22 protein-coding genes and 1 tRNA gene are annotated in these 20,407 nt (G+C 62.3%); 10 read left to right on the plus strand and 13 right to left on the minus strand.

Going from position 1 to position 20,407, the window contains the following annotated elements; genetic code table 11:
* Positions 1-26: 26 nt before the first annotated feature.
* Both CEQ44_RS16190 and CEQ44_RS16195 read left to right on the plus strand, forming a co-directional pair.
* Positions 27-1,031, plus strand: a complete 1,005-nt coding sequence (locus CEQ44_RS16190; RefSeq protein ID WP_088184700.1) for a GNAT family N-acetyltransferase — start codon at positions 27-29, stop codon at positions 1,029-1,031.
* A gap of 27 nt (positions 1,032-1,058) precedes the next feature.
* A complete protein-coding gene (locus tag CEQ44_RS16195) occupies positions 1,059-1,346 on the plus strand; it encodes a phosphopantetheine-binding protein (RefSeq protein ID WP_088184668.1) in 288 nt (95 codons plus the stop codon).
* Between the two features lie 26 nt (positions 1,347-1,372).
* Here the strand turns inward: CEQ44_RS16195 and trxB are convergent, their stop codons facing one another.
* Positions 1,373-2,335 (minus strand): thioredoxin-disulfide reductase, encoded by a 963-nt coding sequence (gene trxB / locus CEQ44_RS16200; protein WP_088184669.1) that lies wholly within the window; start codon positions 2,333-2,335, stop codon positions 1,373-1,375.
* A gap of 514 nt (positions 2,336-2,849) precedes the next feature.
* On the opposite strand from trxB, the gene CEQ44_RS16205 reads away from it, so the two are divergent.
* Entirely contained in the window at positions 2,850-3,035 is a 186-nt protein-coding gene (locus CEQ44_RS16205; RefSeq protein WP_088184670.1) for a hypothetical protein, read from the plus strand.
* 98 nt (positions 3,036-3,133) lie between these two features.
* Positions 3,134-3,460: a hypothetical protein gene (locus CEQ44_RS16210; RefSeq protein WP_088184671.1), complete on the plus strand. Its 327-nt coding sequence runs from the start codon at positions 3,134-3,136 to the stop codon at positions 3,458-3,460.
* A 350-nt stretch (positions 3,461-3,810) separates the two neighbouring features.
* Here the strand turns inward: CEQ44_RS16210 and CEQ44_RS16215 are convergent, their stop codons facing one another.
* From CEQ44_RS16215 to CEQ44_RS16230, 4 genes are all read right to left on the minus strand, one after another.
* Positions 3,811-4,548, minus strand: a complete 738-nt coding sequence (locus CEQ44_RS16215) for a peptidase (RefSeq protein WP_088184672.1) — start codon at positions 4,546-4,548, stop codon at positions 3,811-3,813.
* A 79-nt stretch (positions 4,549-4,627) separates the two neighbouring features.
* A complete protein-coding gene (locus CEQ44_RS16220) occupies positions 4,628-5,500 on the minus strand; it encodes a transglutaminase family protein (protein WP_088184673.1) in 873 nt (290 codons plus the stop codon).
* 45 nt (positions 5,501-5,545) lie between these two features.
* Positions 5,546-6,478 carry an alpha-E domain-containing protein gene (locus CEQ44_RS16225; RefSeq protein WP_088184674.1) on the minus strand — a complete coding sequence of 311 codons (933 nt, stop codon included), beginning with the start codon at positions 6,476-6,478 and terminating at the stop codon, positions 5,546-5,548.
* Between the two features lie 46 nt (positions 6,479-6,524).
* Positions 6,525-7,934 (minus strand): circularly permuted type 2 ATP-grasp protein, encoded by a 1,410-nt coding sequence (locus tag CEQ44_RS16230; RefSeq protein ID WP_088184701.1) that lies wholly within the window; start codon positions 7,932-7,934, stop codon positions 6,525-6,527.
* A gap of 219 nt (positions 7,935-8,153) precedes the next feature.
* On the opposite strand from CEQ44_RS16230, the gene CEQ44_RS16235 reads away from it, so the two are divergent.
* Both CEQ44_RS16235 and CEQ44_RS16240 read left to right on the plus strand, forming a co-directional pair.
* Positions 8,154-9,002, plus strand: a complete 849-nt coding sequence (locus CEQ44_RS16235; RefSeq protein ID WP_088184675.1) for an alpha/beta hydrolase — start codon at positions 8,154-8,156, stop codon at positions 9,000-9,002.
* 96 nt (positions 9,003-9,098) lie between these two features.
* Positions 9,099-9,175 (plus strand) — tRNA-Met (locus CEQ44_RS16240).
* 100 nt (positions 9,176-9,275) lie between these two features.
* On the opposite strand, the gene CEQ44_RS16245 is transcribed toward CEQ44_RS16240, so the two are convergent.
* Entirely contained in the window at positions 9,276-10,094 is an 819-nt protein-coding gene (locus CEQ44_RS16245) for a DUF6118 family protein (RefSeq protein WP_176400359.1), read from the minus strand.
* Positions 10,095-10,104: 10 nt separating this feature from the next.
* The gene (gene traA, locus CEQ44_RS16250) at positions 10,105-12,990 is read right to left on the minus strand and encodes a Ti-type conjugative transfer relaxase TraA (RefSeq protein ID WP_088184676.1); all 2,886 of its coding nucleotides are present in this window, start codon (positions 12,988-12,990) and stop codon (positions 10,105-10,107) included.
* A gap of 172 nt (positions 12,991-13,162) precedes the next feature.
* On the opposite strand from traA, the gene CEQ44_RS16255 reads away from it, so the two are divergent.
* Positions 13,163-13,462 carry a conjugal transfer protein TraD gene (locus CEQ44_RS16255; protein ID WP_088184677.1) on the plus strand — a complete coding sequence of 100 codons (300 nt, stop codon included), beginning with the start codon at positions 13,163-13,165 and terminating at the stop codon, positions 13,460-13,462.
* Between the two features lie 28 nt (positions 13,463-13,490).
* Positions 13,491-13,712: a conjugal transfer protein TraD gene (locus CEQ44_RS16260; RefSeq protein WP_088184678.1), complete on the plus strand. Its 222-nt coding sequence runs from the start codon at positions 13,491-13,493 to the stop codon at positions 13,710-13,712.
* A gap of 155 nt (positions 13,713-13,867) precedes the next feature.
* Here CEQ44_RS16260 and CEQ44_RS16265 read toward each other — a convergent pair whose 3' ends face one another.
* From CEQ44_RS16265 to CEQ44_RS16290, 6 genes are all read right to left on the minus strand, one after another.
* Positions 13,868-14,740 (minus strand): OmpA family protein, encoded by an 873-nt coding sequence (locus CEQ44_RS16265; protein WP_176401097.1) that lies wholly within the window; start codon positions 14,738-14,740, stop codon positions 13,868-13,870.
* Between the two features lie 46 nt (positions 14,741-14,786).
* The gene (locus CEQ44_RS16270; RefSeq protein ID WP_140419354.1) at positions 14,787-15,062 is read right to left on the minus strand and encodes a hypothetical protein; all 276 of its coding nucleotides are present in this window, start codon (positions 15,060-15,062) and stop codon (positions 14,787-14,789) included.
* Between the two features lie 107 nt (positions 15,063-15,169).
* A complete protein-coding gene (locus CEQ44_RS16275) occupies positions 15,170-15,877 on the minus strand; it encodes a hypothetical protein (RefSeq protein WP_088184681.1) in 708 nt (235 codons plus the stop codon).
* 15 nt (positions 15,878-15,892) lie between these two features.
* Positions 15,893-17,038, minus strand: a complete 1,146-nt coding sequence (locus CEQ44_RS16280; RefSeq protein WP_140419456.1) for a hypothetical protein — start codon at positions 17,036-17,038, stop codon at positions 15,893-15,895.
* 127 nt (positions 17,039-17,165) lie between these two features.
* Positions 17,166-18,464, minus strand: coding sequence for a hypothetical protein (locus CEQ44_RS16285; RefSeq protein WP_140419356.1), 1,299 nt, complete (start codon positions 18,462-18,464; stop codon positions 17,166-17,168).
* A 190-nt stretch (positions 18,465-18,654) separates the two neighbouring features.
* Positions 18,655-19,422 (minus strand): phosphoribosyltransferase, encoded by a 768-nt coding sequence (locus CEQ44_RS16290; RefSeq protein ID WP_140419357.1) that lies wholly within the window; start codon positions 19,420-19,422, stop codon positions 18,655-18,657.
* A 375-nt stretch (positions 19,423-19,797) separates the two neighbouring features.
* Here CEQ44_RS16290 and CEQ44_RS16295 point away from each other — a divergent pair, with 375 nt between their 5' ends.
* Together CEQ44_RS16295 and CEQ44_RS16300 are read left to right on the plus strand one after the other, a co-directional pair.
* Complete coding sequence (locus tag CEQ44_RS16295) at positions 19,798-20,004, plus strand: AlpA family transcriptional regulator (RefSeq protein WP_088184702.1); 207 nt, start codon at positions 19,798-19,800, stop codon at positions 20,002-20,004.
* Complete coding sequence (locus CEQ44_RS16300; RefSeq protein ID WP_088184685.1) at positions 20,001-20,195, plus strand: helix-turn-helix domain-containing protein; 195 nt, start codon at positions 20,001-20,003, stop codon at positions 20,193-20,195. The genes CEQ44_RS16295 and CEQ44_RS16300 overlap by 4 nt, the downstream gene beginning before the upstream one ends.
* The last annotated feature ends 212 nt before the right edge of the window (positions 20,196-20,407 follow it).

Below are 20,407 nucleotides of genomic sequence, written 5' to 3' on the forward strand. Positions count from 1 at the left end.
ATCGGGGTTGGGGCGGAGATAGTCGGTTGCTGGCGGCAAGGGAATATCAGACGCTCGATGAAGCGCGGCAGGCTTTGGCCGGCCGGCTCGACCGCGCGCATGGATTGCCCCTGTTCGACCGGATCGACTGGTTTGTGGCTCTGCATGATTACTGCTTCCCTGACCAGCCCGTCCGCATCGTGCTGGCGCAGGAGGGCGATGCGCAGGCGTGGCTGTTCCTGCTGGCCCCCGCCCCCCGGCGCGCCAGCGCGCTCGCCAACTGGTACAGCTTCGCCTGGGCGCCCGTCTTTATCGGCGAATCCGATGCGGCGACCCGACAGCGGCTGCTGGAAAAGCTCGCCCGGCATCTGCTGGCGACCAGCGCGCAGATCGATCTTTATCCGCTGGAGGATGCCGCGCCCCTGCTGGCCGCGCTGCGCCGTGTCGGCTGGTTTGCGGTGCAGCGGGCTATGGGTGGTCGCTATCTGCTGGAGGTAGAAGGGCGCAGCTTCGCCGATTATTGGGCGTCGCGGCCAGGGCGGTTGCGCAATCTGGTCAAGCGAAAGGGACGCGGCAACCCGTTTGCGTTGTCGATCGCCACGCGGCTGACCGACGACCTGTGGCGGGACTATGTCGATGTGCATGACCGCAGCTGGAAGGAGGCCGAGCCGGGCCTGGATTTCCTGCGCGACCTGACCGAGCGGGAGAGCGCAGCGGGGACGTTGCGGCTTGGTTTCGCGCGACTGGACGGGCGTGCGGTGGCGACCCAGCTTTGGACCGTGGAGCAGGGCGTCGCCCTGATCCATAAGCTGAGCCATGACAGCCATTTCGACCATGCTTCCCCCGGCACGTTGCTGAGCCATGCGATGTTTGCGCAGGCGATCGACCAGAATCGCGTGCGCATGATCGACTATGGCACCGGCGATAATGGCTACAAGACCGACTGGATGGACCGGCGCATTGCGCTCCACCGCATCGACGCCTTCAATCCGCGTTTCGCTTCCGCCTGGCTGCCGGCGGCGCGGACCGCCATTTCCGCGCTTGTCGGTTAGACTTTATATCCCTATTCACCCCGCACCATGCAGGCGCACAATTCCCAGCCGGACGACCGGACCCTCAATGTGGACAGGCTGATGCGGGCGCTGCTCCGCGACGTTCTCAGCTTGCCCCAGGCCCAGGTCGATAGCCTCGATACAGACACCCCCCTGTTCGGCGCGCTACCGGAACTGGACTCCATGGCGGTCGCGGGCCTGCTGACCGAGATCGAGGACCGTTTCGACATCCTGATCGAGGATGACGATATCGACGGCGACACGTTCGAGACGTTCGGGTCGCTGGTCGCCTTTGCGCGGGCGAAGGTCGGCTAAAAGCCCACCCCGCCCGCGGCGGAGGCTTAGGCCTCCACCATTGCCTCGAAATCCTGTTCCGCCAGGAATTTTTCAACGTCGAGCGCGGCCATGCAGCCCATGCCCGCCGCGGTTACGGCCTGGCGGTAGATTTTGTCGGTGACGTCGCCGGCCGCGAACACGCCGGGGATCGCCGTGTGGGTCGTGCCCTTTTCCACCAGCAGATAGCCTTCGTCCATCGGCAGCTTGCCAGTGAACAATTCGGTCGCGGGATGATGGCCGATCGCGACAAAGCCGCCGTCGGTCGGCTCATGCGACTTCTCGCCAGTCACCGTGTCGATCAGGTCGACGCCGACCAGGCCTTCGGGCGTGCCGCCGCCCACGAATTTATCGACCGCCTTGTTCCAGAGCACTTTGATGTTCGGATGCGCGAACAGCCGCTGTTGCAGGATCTTTTCCGCGCGCAGCGAATCGCGGCGGTGGATCAGGGTGACGTCATGGCTGTGGTTGGTGAGGTAGAGCGCTTCCTCGACCGCGGTGTTGCCGCCGCCGATCACCACCACCTTCTTGCCGCGATAGAAGAAGCCGTCGCAGGTGGCGCAGGCGGACACGCCCTTGCCCTGCAAATGCTCCTCGCCCTCCACGCCCAGCCATTTGGCCTGCGCGCCGGTGCAGATGACCAATGTGTCGGCCACATAGAGCGTGCCGCCGTCGCCGCGCAGGCGGAAGGGGCGTTCCGAGAGGTCCACGTCGACGATCTGGTCATACATCATCTGCGCGCCGACATGCTCGGCCTGCGCCTGCATCTGCTCCATCAGCCACGGTCCCTGGATCACGTCGCGAAAGCCGGGATAATTTTCGACGTCGGTGGTGATGGTGAGCTGCCCGCCCGGCTGCATCCCCTGCACCACGATCGGCGCCAGGCCCGCGCGCGCGCCGTAGATGGCGGCGGACAGGCCCGCGGGGCCGGAACCGAGGATCAACATGCGGGTGCTGTGGGTGGCGGTCATATCAGGCTTTCAGATGCGATTCGGGTGGGCGACAGAGATAGGCGGCGCGCGTCGGGGTGCAAGCGAAGGATTTGCTTGGGGGCGTGTAAGCGGGGCTGTGGTGGAGGCGTGCGGGACGCGACGGGCCGAAGTTCACACCGTTGTCGGGCTTTTCGGGCCGGAAGCATCTGCGAAGCTATCGGCAAGCCACTGGGAGGCAACGCCAAGGTCACAGCAGGGTCACAGCGACGCGACGCCGAAGTCATGGCGACGCGCCAGGCACGCGCCACCCAGGCGGCGAAGACGCGCCGGATGCGTAGCGGCGACGCAATAGTTGGCCCGCCGGGGTGGCGTGGAGAAGCAAGGCTGAGCGTGCGCGAGCGGGTCCATCCGATAGGATAGATCAGGAATATTCCTACATTGGAAGGGGTTGGGTCAGAAAGCAGACGGTCTTGAAGCGACCATTTCTCGCCGCTGCTGCGCCTACCGAAACTCGCCAATTACAGACGTTTCCCATTGTGATATTTCCAGGTCCATGAAAGCAAGTCAGAAGAAGCTGCGCCTGACCCTGGCGACTGCCCTTTACTTGCGCCAGATCGGACGGAAGGCGCAAAAAGGCGAAGAACCGAACGATCGCGGCTTCGATCGCAAGCTCGATGAAAAACTAAAACGAATGCGGCCTGAGGACGTCGATGCCCTTTTTCGCGGCGAAGAAGACTAGCGCTTCAGCAGCGGGGGCAGGCGACCATCTGTCGGCACTCATGTTAATGGCGCGCGCGCCGGATTGCAGCCATGGCCAGTGGGAGGTTATGTAGAAGGATGGCTGAGACGATCCTTACTTTGGAGCAGATGGATACAGAGGTGATGTTCTATCACCCTGCTGACGAACGAGCCTATTTCGAATGGCTCGATCGCATTCCCTGCGTTGAAAGCGTCAAAGGCGAAGACGCGAAAGGACTGGTAGTCAAATTAAAGGGGAGGCCGGGAGATGACGACTTGAGGCAAATTCTTGCTTTAGCTTTTCGCTATGGTCTGGACATGCGGAAGTTTGCGAAGTTCGAGACCGAGGCAAACCGGAAGTGGTTCCGTGATCCGAAAATGTATTGGTTCAAGAGTGTCTTTGGCAAGGAAGAGCGTTCGAACTGAACGGCAGTTATGATTTGCGCCTAAGTTCAACGCCGACATTCGCCTAACCACCCTCGATCGTCGTTCAGCACGTTGATTCGGCTTCGATCGTAGCGACACTTGCCCGTCCGGTTTCAAGCGAAAGATCGGACCGCGCGGAAGCGACCAAAGGCGGACATTTTCCCCCTCCCGCTGGCGGGAGGGGGTTAGGGGGTGGGCGCGACGCCGCGATAGCCCACCCCGCTGCGACTAACGCGCTTCGCGCGTAAGTCTCGCTGCCCCTCCCGCTAGCGGGAGGGGAGTGTCTTATTTCCACCCTTTTCGCCATTCTAGCGCAGGCCGAATGGCGCGGCGTTTATGCCCTGCCCTGTTCAATCCAAGACGTTGGGCAAATCCTCAAACCCCTTGCGCAGCGCCGCGCCCCAGCTTTGGGAGATGGTGACAAACTCCTCATTGTCCGCCTCGATCCGGGTGCGGACACGGAAGTCGAAGGCGTCGGTGGGGATGACCGTCAGGTCGAGCGGCATGCCGACCGATAGGTTGGAGCGCAGGGTCGAATCCATCGAGACCAGCACCGCCTTGGTCGCGTCCTCCAGCGTGGTTTCGCGCTTGATGATGCGGTCCAGGATGGGCTTGCCATATTTATGCTCGCCGATCTGGAAGAAGGGCGTGTCTTCGGTCGCTTCGATGAAATTGCCGGCGGAATAGATGAGGTAGAGGCGCGGCTTGCCGCCCTTGCGCTGGCCCGCGATCATGATCGATGCGCCCGAACCCGATCCGCCCATTTCGATATTCTCGCGATAGCGCTGCTGCATCTTTTGCATCGCGTCGCCCACGATCTGCGCCACGCGGTGCATGGTGTCACAGTTCAGGATCGTTTCGACATCGGGGTCAAGTTGCGATTCCTTGATCGCCTTGCTCAGCGTCGCCTTCACCCCCTGGGTGATCGACAGATTGCCCGAACACATCAGCGTGATCGCGCGCTCGCCCGGCACATGATAGGTGAAGCTCTTTCGAAAGCGCGCGATATTGTCCATGCCCGCATTGGTGCGGGTGTCGGACAGCATGACCAGTCCCTGATCGACGCGCACGGCCACACAATAAGTCACGGCCCGCTGGCCCCCTGTATTTTGTTTGTCGCGATTGGCCGAATCACTGAATGCGCCATTCGACCTGCGATCGCTTCTATTAACCCGTCTGTTCGGGCGGCGGGACGCTTTGTTGTTGCTGCCGTTGCAGCTGTCGTTCCTCGACGCCGTCCTCCGCCTGCGCGATACGAACGTCCGCGTCAATCCAGATATCGCCCGCGACGGTGACGGAGCCACGGATCGGCGCGGCGTCGTCGGCGTCCAGGCCACTCGCCAGGCGCAGATAGCGTTCGGTTACGCACACCCGGTTGGACGGATCGAATCCGATCCAGCCCAGGCCCGGCACATGCGCTTCGGCCCAGCCATGGGTTTCATGCAGCGCGCTGCTGTCGCCGGCCAGCAGATAGCCCGACACATAGCGGGCGGGCCGCCCCAGCGTGCGGGCGGCGGCGATGAAGATCTGGGCATGGTCCTGGCACACGCCCGCGCCCAGCGCGAAGGCCTGCGCCGCTGTGGTGGCCGACGTGGTGACGCCGGATCGATACTGGACCGCGTCGCTGACCGCGGCCGAGAGCGCATGAAGCTGCGCCAGTGGGCCTGCGCCGGGCGGCACCGCGCGGGCCATGGCGGCGATGGCGTCCGACGCTTGGGTCAATGGCGTGTCGCGCAGGAAATAGCGGGTATCGACGCGGCTATCGAGGTGACCGACCACGCCATGGCTTTCGCGGGTATCGACCAGCCCCTCCGCCACGATCACCGCATGGTCGAGCCGGTCGTGGCGAATCCAGATCGTCTCCATCTCGCCATAGCTGTTGCGGCGGAAATTGGTGAGCGGCGCGTCGTTGATGCTGACCCGCCAGTCCAGCACGGTCTGCGTGGGCGTATCGACCGGCATCAGCTTGAGCCGCATCGCCACCCGGCCCGCGGTGGCGGCGTAGCGATAGACGGTCTGGTGGCGAACCAGCAATTTCATCGACGCTCCCCCTAACCAGCCTGGCCCCGGCCGCCCCTTTCCCGATCAGCCGAAATGATAGGCCTGCGCGATTTCCCCGCCCAGCCGGTTGGTCATCGAGAGGCCGTGCTGCACCGTTTCATGCAGGCCGAAGCGGAAGATTTCGCCGCTGTCGAGCTTTTCCAGCGCCACGACCATATCGTGCACCGTATCGTGACAGGCGGCGCGAGCGTTATGCCAGCCCGCGAGGCGATTGAGCCGATAGGCCAGTTGGTCGTAGCAATAGGCGACGCTGCGTGGGAACATGCGGTTTAGCATCAGGAAATCAGTGATCTGCCAGGGGGTGTAGGTGCCGCCATAGACATGATGATAGGCGCGGCTGCCCGACAGAGCGTGCAACACCGAAGTCCATTGATAATGGTCACGATTGCCGCCGATCACTTCGGTTTCGGGCAGGAGGACATAATATTTGACGTCAAGCAGCCGCAGCGTCATCTGCGCCCGCTCCAGCGCGGAGCCGCAGCGCAGGAAATCATGGCCTTCATTGCGCAACTGACCGGAATGGGTGGCGCCGCGGAAGGTCATGACGCGTGTCTTGACCCAATCGATCAGCGTGGGCAGTTGCTGGCGCGCTTCGCCGACATCATAGCTGTCGAGCTTGCGCCAACCGTCGTTCAACGCTTCCCACATATCCTGGGTCAGCATGGTGCGGGCGGACTTGGCGTTGGACCGCGCCTTCAGCAGGCAGGAGCGGATCGAGCTGGGATTGTCGGCGTCCAGCATCAGGAAGGCGACGGCGTCGCTTTCGGTGACGGTTGTGCCTTCGGGGAAGCGATGTTCCGCCCCGGTGGCGCGCACGACCGATCGCCATTCGTCGCGATGATGCGCGCCGGGCAGGATCGCCATGCGCTGCCCCATGGTCAGCAGCCGCGCGGTGGCCTCCGCCCGCTCCATATAGCGCGCCATCCAGTAGAGATTTTCGGCGGTCCGGCTCAGCATTTGGTCATGCCCTGTCCTTGTGTGGGGCTAGTAAAGGATATGGCCATCAATCCTGCAACACCCAGGTATCCTTGACCCCGCCGCCCTGGCTGGAGTTCACCACCAGCGACCCTTCGGTCAGCGCGACGCGGGTCAGGCCGCCGGGGACCAGGCGAATCTGCTTGCCGACCAGGCAATAGGGGCGGAAATCGGCGTGGCGGCCGACGACCGCCGCGGGACCGAGCGTCGGCACGGTGGACAGGTCGAGCGTCGGCTGGGCGATGAATTCGCCGGGATTGGCCCTGATCCGCGCGGCATAGGCAGCGACCTCGTCCTTGGTCGATTTGGGGCCGATCAACATGCCATAGCCACCGGATCCATGGACTTCCTTGCCGACCAGTTCGTGCAGATTTTCCAGCACATAGGCCAACTCGTCGGGCTTGCCGCACTGCCAGGTCTGGATATTGTCGAGGATCGGCTTTTCGCCCAGATAGAAGCGGATCATCTCCGGCACGTAGATATAGACCGCCTTGTCGTCCGCGATCCCCGCGCCCGGCGCAGACGCCAGCGTGACGCCGCCGTTGCGATAGACGTTGAAGATGCCCGGCACGCCGAGCAGGCTGTCGGCGCGGAACACCAAGGGATCGAGATATTCATCGTCGATGCGGCGATAGATGACGTCCACCGCCTTCGGACCCAGCGTGGTCTTCATCCACACCCGGTCTTCGTCGACGAACAGGTCGGCCGGTTCCACCAGTTCGACGCCCATCAGGTCGGCGAGGAAGCTGTGCTCATAATAGGCGCTGTTGAGCGAACCGGGGGTCAGCACGACCACGACCGGATCGCCCTTGCACGCAGGCGGTGCGACTTCCTTCAGGCTTTTGAGCAGTTCGGCGGGATAATCGTCCACCGGCGCGACGATGCCCTGGTTGAACAGCTCCGGGAACATGCGCGTCATGATCTCGCGATTTTCGAGCATGTAGGAGACGCCGGACGGGGTGCGGCAATTATCCTCCAGCACTTCGAAACTGCCAGGACCAGTGCGCACGATATCGATGCCCACGATATGGCTATAGACCTTCCCCGGCGGGGTGAAGTCGGCCATTTCCGCCAGATAGGCGCTGTTCTTGTAGATGATGTCGGCGGGCATGATGCCAGCCTTCACGATTTCGCCGCGATGATAGACGTCGTGCAGAAAGGCGTTGAGCGCCCGCGCCCGCTGGCGGATGCCCTTGTCCAGCACGCGCCATTCGTTCGCGGTGAAGATACGCGGCAACAGGTCGAAAGGGATCAGTCGTTCGGGATCGCCGCCCTCGCCATAGACGGCGAAGGTGATGCCGATGCGGCGGAAGATCGCCTCGGCCTCATCCATGCGGCGATTGAGTCCGGCAATGCCCGTTCGCTCCACCCACTTCTGCACTTCGTCATAACAGGGGCGTATCGAACCATCCGGCTCAAACATTTCATGGAAGGGCAATTGGGCGTTCCTCCCCAGGCCGACAGGGCCGGTTGTGCATTGCAATATTAGTGCGCCGCGTTGTGACGATTGCAAGGCAAAAATGGCGAGCGGGCAAAAGGTTGCCTGGCCATTCAAAATATATGGCGGAAAAGGCATGCGCTTTCGTTCCTGCGCCCGACCATTGACCGCTTTGCGCATCCGGTGCCAGGGAGCATATGAAGTGGGAGAAAAGCAAGGATGAGCCGTTTTAGCCGGGCCCTGGCGTCAGGCGCGATTGCCGTGTCGCTCACCCTGACCGGCTGTGCTGGCGCGGTGCGCGATCAGATTTACAAGGCGAACGAGGCGCCAATCGATATCGCCCAATGGACCCGTGTCCAGCCGCAGACGCTGCCGGTGCGGACGGCGGACGGGCTTGCGCTGACCGGCTATTACTGGCCCGGCGACCCGATGGACCGCGACGTCATCCTCTTCTTTCACGGCCGGGGATCGAACCAGGGCGTGGCAGCCCGCTACGCCGAACATCTCACCGGCCGCGGCGACCATGTCATCGTCGTGTCCTATCGCGGCTTTGGCGGCAATCCGGGCAGCCCGACGCAGGCCGGGCTGATGACCGACGGCCGCGCCTATATCGATCGGGCGCGCCTGCTGATCGGATCGAACGTGCGCATCTTCCTGGTCGGCCATTCGCTGGGCGGGGCGGTGGCGCTGCATGTCGCGGCGACGGTGCCGGTGGCTGGCGTCGTCACCCTGTCCACCTTCGACAAGCTCGCTGAGTCCGCACCGGGCGGGGTGAGCGCCCTGCTGCCCGACAAATGGAATAATCTGGACGCAGCGACCAAGATAAAGGCGCCGCTGGTGATGATCCACGGCACCGCCGACGACCGCGTCGATATGGGTCAGGCCAGCGCCCTGTTCGCCGCCGCCAGCCATCCTGCCGACTGGCTGATCGCGCCGGGCGCTGGCCACAATCCCGATATGGCGACGCTTGGCCCGCTGGTCAGCGAGGCGATTGAGGCGGTGGATGACGACGCCCTGGACAGCTATCCCGCCGCCTTGCCCGCCGGTTGGGAAGTCCGGCGGAAATGATCGCACAAGATTTGCGCAAAGCCCGTTGACCGACCCGCCCGCGCTGCGTATAGCGCCGCCTCACCGCAGGGCGCAGCGCCCGGCGAGGCCCCTTGGGGCGGAGTAGCTCAGCTGGTTAGAGCAGCGGAATCATAATCCGCGTGTCGGGGGTTCAAGTCCCTCCTCCGCTACCATTCAAGTCATTTATCGCTTTGTGTTCAAAGGATAAATTGACTTTTTCGGAAAATCGAAACCACATTCGTTCCCACATTTTGTGTGGGTCGGAATGGGCTGTTATGCCCCTTTCTGGGATCGTGTCGCGGCCTCCACTGGCGTTGCGGCTGTTTCCCCTTCTGGACTGCTTTGACGAATCTTGACGGTGCATCGGACTGCCTGCTTCGAGGTTGCAGCGGACTTCCGACAAGCGTCAATGGCATCGCGGTTGTCGCGTTGGATGTCAGCGGACTGCACTAGTGCATTCCATGCCTCAGGGATGTCGCTCTGCATCAGCCGTGCACCTGCACCCCAGCGCGTGGATGAGCCAACCATCCGCGCCGCCATACGCTCGGGCCAGTGCCAGCTTTCCGGCATCGCGCGGGCAATGGTGCCTGGAAGGAAGGACCATAGCAGGATTCCTGCCAGCAACGCTCCGCCTGCTACCTGGTAGAGCTGCTGCCGCTGCTCGGTGGCGGTGCGCGCATGGGAGATGACGCTGCGCATCTCCTGAGCGGCGTGGCTCAAGTCGCTCCGGGCCTGACTGATCCTGTCCTGATCGCTGCGCCGCGCGGCTTCGGCTGCGGCGGCAATCCGATTGCCGATGCTGTCAGGCGTCATCTGCATCGCCGGATTACTGGCCATGGCCTTCAGGTTGTCGCTGATTGCGCCCATCCGCTTGGCCATGTCGGTCAGGGTTGCGCCATAATCGGGGATGACAATGTCGGCGCGTTCGGCTGCGAGGTGCTGGACCGCCCGGCGCATGAGCGCCAGTTCGCCTTCAAGGCGGGCGAAGGCCTCAGCGGCGGGATCGCATGCGACATCTGGGGCTGGCGGGTCGGGATCGGGTTCCGGCTCAAGGTCCAGGGTCAGTTCCACGTCATCCGTATCGGTATTCATCGTGTTTCTCCTACAGGCCCAGACCGATTGACCGGCTCCGCTCCATCGAGATGGAAGCGGCAAGGTCGCGGGCCAGATCGCGACCGAGTTCTGTCTTGATGCCCAGCTCGCGGGCGCGGCTGCGCAGCAGGGATTCAACCTGCGCGTCGCGCTCCAGCCCCTTCGCCATGTCCGTCATGCGGTTTGTGAGCCTCTGCGCGCCCTTGCTGTCGCCATCGCGCTGCATCGCCTGACGCGCCTGCCCAAGCCGCTGCCAGTCGCTGACAAAGCGGTCTGCACGCTGAGTGGGATCGACGCGGATTTCAGCTTCGAGCTGCATGGCCCGGATCGCGCCCTGGCTGCGACCATCGGCGGCCTCACGGGCCAACGAGGGTTGGCGCTGCAAGGCGCTGGCGAGGTCGGCTGTGCCATGGGGCCGGATTGCGTCGAGCGCCTTTCCGGCCTTCTCCAGCGCGTCGCGCTGGTGTGGCAGGATCGGCAATCCCTGCTCGCGCATTTGTCCGATATCAGCGGCGGCGCGAGCGTAGCGTTCGACGGCCCGGCGCTGATCGGAAAGACCAACCTGTTCGGTGGGCAGCGCTTCGAGCCGGTTGGCCTGCGGACGGAAGCCTGCGAAGATCGACTTCGCCCGTTCCGGCAATTGCCGGGCGATCTCCACGATACGTTCGCGGAAGGTGATGCCGCGCCGTTCGGCGAACTGCTGTTCGGGTTTGTAGTCGCTCGCCATGTCCTTGCCGCGCTCGCGGCTGAGCGTGCGGACAAGTTTGGACTGATCGGCGAAGTCATCGCGCCCATAATGCAGGGCAAGGCCATCACGGTGGCGGGACAGCGCGACATAGGCCCCGTGGCTGTCCATCCCCGGCGTTGCCAGCACATGTGTGCGGTCCACTGTCATGCCCTGCGCCTTGTGGATCGTCGCGGCGTAGCCATGATCGAGGTGAGCATAGTCTTTTGTGTCGAAGGCAACGTTGCGGCCATCGTCGGTGCGCACGGCCATGCGCTGCGGCGTCACCTGCTCAATGGTGCCCAGTGTGCCATTCTTGACGCCCAGGCACCGCTCATTGCGCAGGAACATGATGCGGTCGCCGCTGGCGAACTGGCGCTCGCCGCGCTCGGCGCGGATGGTCACGTCGTCGCCCAGCTCGCCACTGGTGCGCAGCTTTCCGCGCGCCGCGTCATTGAGTTCCCGCACCTCGTCATTGGTGTGGGTGAGGATGATCCGCGTATCACCGGGGCTGGCCTGCCGGTCGCGATTCCAACGCTCGATCAGCTCGCCACGCGCCGCCTCCCGCATCTCCGCAAAATGCACCATGCCGCGTTCGCCATAGGCCTGGATGGCTAAGCCTGTGCGCCCTGTAGCGAGATGACGGGTGGCATCCTGCTGCCAGCCTTCGTGCTGACGGCGGACCTCACTGATTTCGACGCCGCCGTGCCGTTCATGGACCGCGCGAAAGGCTGCTCCGGCTTCGATGGCCTGAAGCTGCTGCGGGTCGCCGACGAGGACAACTTTCGCGCCAGCATTGGCGGCATGGGAGAGGACGCGCTCCATCTGGCGCGTGCCGACCATGCCTGCTTCGTCGATGACCAGCACATCGCGCGACGTGAGCAATTCGCGGCCCTGGCCCCATTGATGTTCAAGGCTGGCGATGGTGCGCGAGGCAATGCCCGAACCGTGCTCCAGCCCCTCGGCGGCAATGCCGGACAGCGCGGCACCGCGAACGGTATAGCCCGCGCTCTCCCATGCCTCGCGCGCGACGCCCAGCATCGCGCTCTTGCCGGTCCCAGCATAGCCGACAATGACACTGAGGCCGCGCCCATCGGTGACATGCTCGAATGCTGCGCGCTGCTCGCCGGATAGCACCATACCGCGTTCCGTAGCGAGCGCTAGCGCTCCTTCCCGGCCACGATCTTCGACCTGATGCCGCTCGCGTTCCGCCAGCAGTTCCGATGCGCGACCAAGCCGCTGCTCGGTCTCGATCATCTGACGCGATGTGAAACGCTCTTCGCCGCGTCCGTTCTTGCCCAGTGCGACAAGGTCGGATGATCCGCGAACCGCGTTCATCGCCAAATCGAATTGCTCTTTCCCGTCGCTGTGCCGGTGCACGAACATGGCAAGGTCGCGGTTCGTGAAGGTGGCCTGGCTGTGCGTGATCGCGTCGAGCGCGACAGCGGGATTGGCGATAATCCGCTCGCCATTGCGCTGTGCGACAGCGCGGTGTTCCTCGATCCGCTCGGCCTCAAGCCCGCGCACGCCCATGCGCGATGCGGCGGGACCGATCTTGTCCTGCGGCTCCAGCGGGATGCCTTGCGCCTCCAGGCTGCGGTGATCGATCCGCGCGTCGATATCGAGTTCTGCGAGGCGCTGGTTGACATGCTCGGCCCAGCGCTCGCGCCATTGCTCGACCAGTTCGGCCTTGTTCCAGTCGCGCACCTTCGGGCCGAACCCGTCTTTGCCGACTCCGCGCATGGTGAGCATGACATGCGCGTGGGGCTTGGGCTGGCCGTCTGCGCCAATATCCCAATGGACATTGAGATCGGCAATCATGCCCTTTTCGACGAATTCGGCCTCGGCAAACTCCCGTGCCAGTTCGATGCCCTGTTCCTTTGTCAGCTCGCGCGGAATGGCGAATTCGACCTCGCGGGCAAGCTGCGCGTCCTTGCGCTTCTCGGCGGCTTCGACCGCGTTCCAGAGTTTTTCGCGGTCGGCGAATTCCTCCGGCGCGCCTTCCGGCAGCAGCACTTCGGAATGGACGACCCCGTCCTTGTTGGTGAAGTCATGATCGCGGTCGAGCCGTTCGTCGTGCAGCCGCTCAGCCCCGCGATAAGCTGCGGCGGCCACGGCGCTGCGCCCGCTCGACCGGCTGATGACTTTGACGGAGAGGTGGAAGATCGCCATGACGGCAATCCATCTACGCCATGAGCGCCACGTCGGCACGACGTATAAGCGCGCCCTCCCATGATAAAATCCTGCTCGGGACTATCTCGTATCAAGCCGTCTCGACGACTCTACAGCATTGGGAGACCATCGATATTATCATCAGTGCATCACCTCTCAATGGAGAACTTCAATGCGTAAACCCCGTGACTTTGATTCGGAACTGAAAGCGCTCGCCGACAAGGCGAGGCAACTGAAGGAACGCCGCGTGCAGCAGCTCGGCGAACTGGTGATCGCCACCGGGGCCGATGCGACCGACGCGGAAACGCTGGCCGGTGCGCTGCTCGTCATCGCGGAAACCAGCGAAGCCCAACGGAAGGAGGCGTGGCGCAAGCGCGGCGCTGTCTTCTTTCAGAGCAAGACGCGCAAACGTGGCGACGGAACTCAAGGCCAGCCGGATGGCACTCTCCCGCTTGACGGCGGCGCGGCATAGGCTTGAGGCAACAAAGGCACGAACCGACATGCGCGAATGGCAGGTCAAGCGGCGCGAGCGGACGCGACAACTGATCGAACTCGGCGGCCTGGTCGTGAAGGCTGGGCTGGTTGAACTCGCCGACGATGATCGCGCTACGCTCTACGGCGCGTTTCTCACCGTCGCGGCCAAACTGCGGGGCGAGGAACGGGAAAAGGCGCTGGTGTTGTGGAAACGCAAAGGCAAGCGGGCATTTGAAGAGAGTAACTGAACCCAGACCGCGCAGTAGCACTGCAAAGGCGGTTACATGTGTTTCAGGCATCACCAGACTATGCGCCCCTAGTTGCGCCAGCAAAACCGGCAAATGGCGCAGCTGCTCACGGGTCGCACTCCACCGTGAATAAAATCGCACGAACGGGCGGCAGATCAATGTTCGATGGATTCGACCCTTACTCGCCGCTCGTTCAGGCGAATGGGAATGCGATCCGTGGGTGCCGCTGCCACTTTTGCGCGCCCAACGTCGCCGGACACGGATGGCTTTCTTGTGCCCGCGTCGCCGGTGCCTTTCGACCGTTCGACAAGCTCCCCTCCGCGCACCCGCGTGACTCTCTCGGCCACAAATTCCTTCCGTTCGGTCTGGAACCCGCGCATGCACCGGACCCGCGCTGCTGGGTCGGATGTGCGGCACACATCGACAACCTGATCCTGCAACCAGTACGCGATGGCGTCAGGTCGCGATGCCAACAGGAATTCCACCCGGCGGTTCCAGCCCATGTTGGTATCGCTGGTATTGGGATAAAGCGGTACGCTTTTGCCGAACCCGATGGTCCACAGCGGTGTCGGCCGCTTCTTGGCACTCTCCAGAATACGCGCAACCGATCGAGCACGCTCGATCGAGAGGTTGTGATTGTACACCTCCCCCCCCCGGCTGTCGGCATGACCAGCGATGAACATGCTGACATCGGGCACGTCCCCGTCGACCATCGCCGCCATGGCCTGGATGATCGGGATCGCCGAAGGCTTTACCTCGCTCGAAGCCGTGTCGAAAAAGGTATTCTCTGGGAACACGATACGCAGCACCGGAATGTCGTAGTAGAAATCTGAAGGCATGAAGCGCCGCGGCACGACATAGCTGTGGAACTCCGGCTCGGGATAGACGCCGAACGTTTGGGCGAGGCGCTTCAGGCGCGAAAATCTCGTCTGGTGCTCCAGAGCCAAGGCTTCCTCGTCGGAAAGGTAAGTGATCTGCTGCGCTGATGCCGGAACCGATACGACGACGGTCGGGGCAAGTGCGAGCATGCACGCGGCCATTAGTAGCAAGCGCGGCCCGAGTTCACGGATGCGTTTAAAAACCTGCATAGGCACCGCGCACTTCCTGGATCAGCATCTGCACGTTGGGCGAAGAAGCATTCTGCAATTCGATCACGTACCAGCCCTGAACTCCTTCCGACTGGGTGATGCCGTACGTAACAGTTGCACGTGACGCGCTTGCCACCACTTCGGCCCTGCAGGTGCGTGCGTTGTAGCTTGAGTTCAACTCCTCGAAGCCACTGACCGTCATGATCGCCGCCAGCCGGACCGGATCTGGACGGGTGTCCGCCGGAACAGCCAACTGTCGCATGAGGCCTAGTCCGGTCTCGTCACAGGGCGGTGTCATGTTGAATTGCGAGCACCCGCAAAGCAGCATTGTCGCAACGCCGCCCAAGGAGAGCGCACCGAGCTTTGGGATCATATCACCACGTGTCCGGAGTTGATCTTCTGCTTCTTGAATGCATCACTGGTCACCCAAGTGTCGCCATTGAGACAGGCTATGTCGGTTCCGTCTGAGACGACCTGACCGTCGACGTCATAGACCACCCGGCTCTTGCGGCACACCAGTTCCCGCGAGGACTCGAACGAGGCTTTGACCAGCTTGGGCGCATCGGCTGCAGCCTGGCGCGATAGGATTTGGTCCTTGGGATACCAGCTGTCGCCAATGCGGCACTGGTCATCGCGGCGGCATTCGATCGAACCTGTGCTGGTCATTAGCAACTTGCCGTCACCCTCCGGCATAACCGCCAACTGCACCGTGGCGCCTTGGTCGGTAGACCAAGTATCCTGCTGCTGTGTGTTGCTGTTCAGCGCCGCAAGCTGTGCGTTGCGAACACGCTCCTTGTCCTTGTCGCTTGCCGCCTTCATCATTAGCGCGCAGACTAGCCCGCCTAACCCTGCGCCCACCAGCGCGCCATCCTTGCCCTTTATCGCGGCACCAAGACCTGCCCCCAGAAGTACCGCAACGACGCACTTGCCTATGGCCTTCTCGACGAAGGTTTTGCCCGCAAGCTTCTGGCCTTGGGCATTGTAGGTCGCCTGTGCCAGCGCCTGTTCGGACGCAACCGGGTTGAGTATGGAGACACCGATGACGAGCGCCGCCGTCATTTTCCATTTTTGCAGCATGATATCCCCCTCGATTTAGTTCGAACGCTTCGCGGTGAAGCTGATATCGCCAGTTTCACCGACGTAGATGATCGGGTCGTAGATCCGTCCCTTAAGCGTCTGTCCGTCGTCCTTGCCGCTGATAAGGCGCATACCCCCGAACGGTCCGTCGACGAGAGGCTGCGGCTGCATACCGGGCTCGGTGCGCCAGCGCTGTCCCAGCGTCCCTTCCGGATCGCCGCGCAATTCGCAGCCGTCCGAGGCGCAGGCAAACTGCCCGGCTATCGGCGTGCGCCGCTGGCCCTTGGAACCGGTGTAGGAGATCCACGCTCCGACCAGCGAGCCATCGGCAGCGGTTGGCAAGCGCAGTTCCATAGGGCTCATTACTTCGGGCGAAAGCGGCAACTGGCCAGTGTAGCTGTTGATCCGCACCGGAGCCTTGGCCAGCGAATCCGGCGTGAACGCGCCGACATGACGCAGGTCCGCGCCGCTGCTCAGGAACCAGGCATCGAGGAACGCGCGCTGCGTATTGCCGACGGTGCCGCCGCCCGGCACGAGATAGAGTTCCGACATGCCTAGATTGGTCTGGGCAGTCTGCGCCTGATCGAAGCCCGCCTGACGGGCCTGTACGAAGTCCTCGGGCACCGACGACAGCGCTCCGCCCGGATTTGCAAAGACGATCAGACGACGGATCTGGCCAGCCGTGCCTGCGCCCGGCCCGATCACCTTGATAGTGCGTGCGAAGTTTGAATCGTTAAAACTGTCGCCGCCCCGGCCGCCACCGGTGCCGGCCACCTGAGCCACCATCAGCACCGCCTTGGTCAGGAAGCTGCTACGCGCCTCTTCGAGCTTCGATCCCATATCAGACCCGAAATAGGAATCCATCGCGCCGTCTTCGCCCTTGGTCTTGCGCTCGGCCAGTTCCTCCTTCGACATGGCCGGAAGGCATCCTGAGAAGATCGGACTTAGCCCGCCGGTCTGCGCATTGGCCAAGGCGATCGTCAGATGCTCGCGCGGCGCCATTGCCCCGGTATCCAGCGCGCGCGTGGCATCGGCGAGGCCGACCACCACTGCGAACAGCTCGGCATTTTCGGTCTTGAACGTCTCAGGCTTCGAAGGCTTCACCGAGTTTTCATCGATCACCAGCACCGTCTCGCGCAGGGCCGGCTTCAGCCCCGGCATGGTGCAGAACGCATCGAGCTTGACCGCTTCGCCCGGCCCAGTGGCACCGACCTTGTCGATACCATCATCGCAGCCACCCAGCATCGCGAAGGCCGCAAATATAAGCACTTTACGCATGTCGATCCTCTCAGATGTCGTAGCCTAGCGCGATCTGGAGCGAGGCGTACTCGTCACCTGTCAGCATCGCGTGGTCCGCAATCGGCAGCAGCATTTCATGCGAACCGCCGGGATAGCGGAAGATCCGCGCCTTCGACCGGGGCCCCATCGCCTGCAGCAGCGCGTGGCGGTATTCGATCAGCACGCCAACGATTTCCTGATCCTTGTTGACGATCTGGTTCGCCCATTCGCGCAACTCGCCATGACGCGGGCCGCGTGCGGTCGCATCTTGGTTCACCGCTGCCTTGACGTCGGCACTGAGGCCGTGCGCCAGATCTTGCTGGACTAGCCCGCGCTCTTTTTTAAGTTCCTCCATGCGCTTGCTCATCTTGCGCAGTTTCTGGTCCTGTTCGGCAAAAATCGGGTTGGGATCGTGCATCGTATAGGCGACCAGCAGGCCGACGATGTAGGCGACGACATTGCCCAGCAGCATGAAAACGATGCCGCCGAACAGCGAAGGCGCGGCAACGCCGAGGATCGAGGCTTCGACGATGTATTGGCGCAGGTAGTAGTAGCGCGCTCCACCGACCATCAGCAAAGCGATCGAGAGCAGCACCGTGCCGATCGCAAGCCTGCGCAGCGCATCATTGCGGCGGTTCTCCACTGCCATTTCGGCGCTTTCCTGCGGCCGGAAATGAAAGGACCACTGGCGGAACACCACGCCATGGAAGTGCGCCGAAAAGCCGACGCCAAGGCCGACCGCCATGGTCGCACCTGTCGCCAGAAAGGGGCTGGTGATGTAGGGAACCTTCATGAAGCTTTCGAAATTGATGAAAGCCTCAAGCAACACGATCAACAGAAGGGCCATGACATAGAGCCACTTCCTGGTGCGCACTGGTTCGCGGCCCATCTTGGCGCGCAAGTTCTTGTAGCTTTCGAGGGTCTGGTCCTGATCGATCACTTCAGTCTTGTGCTTGTCACTAAAGGCCGTCGCCTTGTCGATCGAGGCATTGATCGTCTTCTGCCGGGCAGCATCGCGAACATTTTCGAGATAGATGCCGGCGGCAGCGCCGGTGTCACGGCTGTCTGCTTCGAATGCATTCTTCATTTCGGAAATAGCGGCAACGCGCGAAGCTGCAATATTTTTGCCGAACCAAGCCGCCATTCCTTGTGTCAGCAGGCCAGGCTGACGCGCATTGTAGAGGTTTCCAGCGCCGGTAAGGCCGATCGTTTCCGCTTTGGCCTCGTTCGCGACCGAACCCAGAAGGGCCGAGAGCAAAGGGCTTCCGTCAGAAACGCTGAGATTTACATAGTCTACTACGGCTTTCATTGGTCCCCCGCTGACGAATCGCCCCTGTATCAGTATGGCTACCATTCGCGGAGAATTGCGTGCTTGTGAATACGCTGTATGTCGTTTTGGGTGTGTTTCTAAATTTCCCCGCGCTTATCGGAGGACATTTGATTTGACGGTACTGTCATTGTGGTTGCAAATTCTGTGCGAATTGGGAGTACGACGTTAATCAGTCGCTTGGCTCAACCGCTGTCTGGAGACCTCGGCCACGTGCTTCGACTGCTGCCTGAGCCAGGAAATTCTCGATGGCGGCAACGGAGTGCTGACGACATAGGTTGAGGGCTTCGACTTCCGTGAGGCAGTCGATCCCGTAGCCGAATTGGCTTTGCCAGAAGTCGTCAAGTGTTTGGCCATACTGCTCCCATAGCACAATTCGGGTCGCGGGCTGCAATGAAATTATACGCGCGTCCCGGCTCTCGGTCAGGGTCGTGATCGCGATGACCTCTCCACCCCGTGCCTCGACGTAGCCGCGCAGGTTGGCGAGCGTACCGCCAAGGCCGACGTGGTCGTCCACGAGCAAATAGTTTCCGCCCGGTTGGACCTGTCCTTCAAACGTCGCAGGGGTGACCAACCGCTGAAATGCCGGGGCACGGGTATGCCCAACCTTGTTCGTCTGGACAATTTCACCGGCGATCACCGGCAAGCCGAGCTTGCTCCCTAGAACTTGGGCCATCGCATCGGGGATTGCGTTGAAACCGGTCAATTCGTCAGCGACCACCGGCAGAAGAAGGGTAGGGCGGCCTGCAACCAGTGCCTTGATGCGAGCCAACCCGTCAGGAGAGAGGAGGTCCGCGGCCAGCATCAGAGCTGCGTCTGCTTCACCGCTCTTTGCCGCGGCGTATCCTGGGTGGCTGTCACGTGTGCGAACGTCTGTGTGGATGACCACGTCAGGAAAGTTCGCAGGCCAAGGAAGCCGGGTAGGAAATTCGTCATTCATCGACCCAACATGCCTATTGGCTATCTGAAAAGCCAGAACTGGATCGTGCACCTGCGTGAACCGCAAGGCGAAGGCTGATTCGCGCGCAAGCATCGCTAGTTTTGGCGCAAATATCCGCCGCTTGAGCGCAGATTTAGCGGCATGATGCCGCGTCTGCTCGGATCACGTCACAAAAATTCCGCCTAAAGGCACCCCGTATTTGCGTCCGCTGTCTTCTCTACTCTTCCGTATCCGTGCCTATCCTTCCGCAAGTTATTCTATCCGCATTTGCGATGGCCGTGTCAGGGACTGCGAATTCTGTTGCGCTGGATGCCTCATAGCGAAATTCTTGGATCAGGGGGCACCAGTAACTGCCAACGGATGGAAGCAAGTCCCATGTCCAACTCTGACAAGATAATCCGCCTCAAGACCGTTCTCGCCCGCACCGGCCTGTCCCGCTCCACCATGTATCGCAAGATCGCAGAGGGGACTTTCCCGTCCCAAGTAAAAATCAGCGTTCACGGTGCGGGCTGGCGGGAATCCGCCGTGAACCGCTGGATTGATGATCCGGTATCTTATCGGAATGAGAGCGCGGCGCAGTGACAGCGCCGCCTCCGGTCGAGCCGATCTGCGTAAAGGTCAATGACGCTGCGCGCATGATCGGCGTCGGTCGTACCAAGCTCTACGAGCTGATTGCGTCAGGCGAAATCGAGGCCATCAAGCTCGGCAAGTCAACGCGCATCACAACCGCCAGTTTGCACGAACTAATCATGCGGCAACGCGGGCGGGAATAGTCTCGCCTGCCACCTGATCTGCTGCCGGGGCGCGATTGCCCAGATAGTCCGCCCATTGCGACATCAGGGTCCGGCGCTTCTCGAAGAAATCGGTTCGGCGGTAGGCGGCTTCGACCTTGTTAGCCCGCCTTATTCACCAAAAGTGTCCTGAAGGGTTGGCGGGAGTGGCGTAAGCCTCTGATCTGAATTAGGAACTGGGTGTCTAAGCCGAA

Source organism: Sphingobium sp. Z007, assembly GCF_900013425.1.
GTDB lineage: Bacteria > Pseudomonadota > Alphaproteobacteria > Sphingomonadales > Sphingomonadaceae > Sphingobium.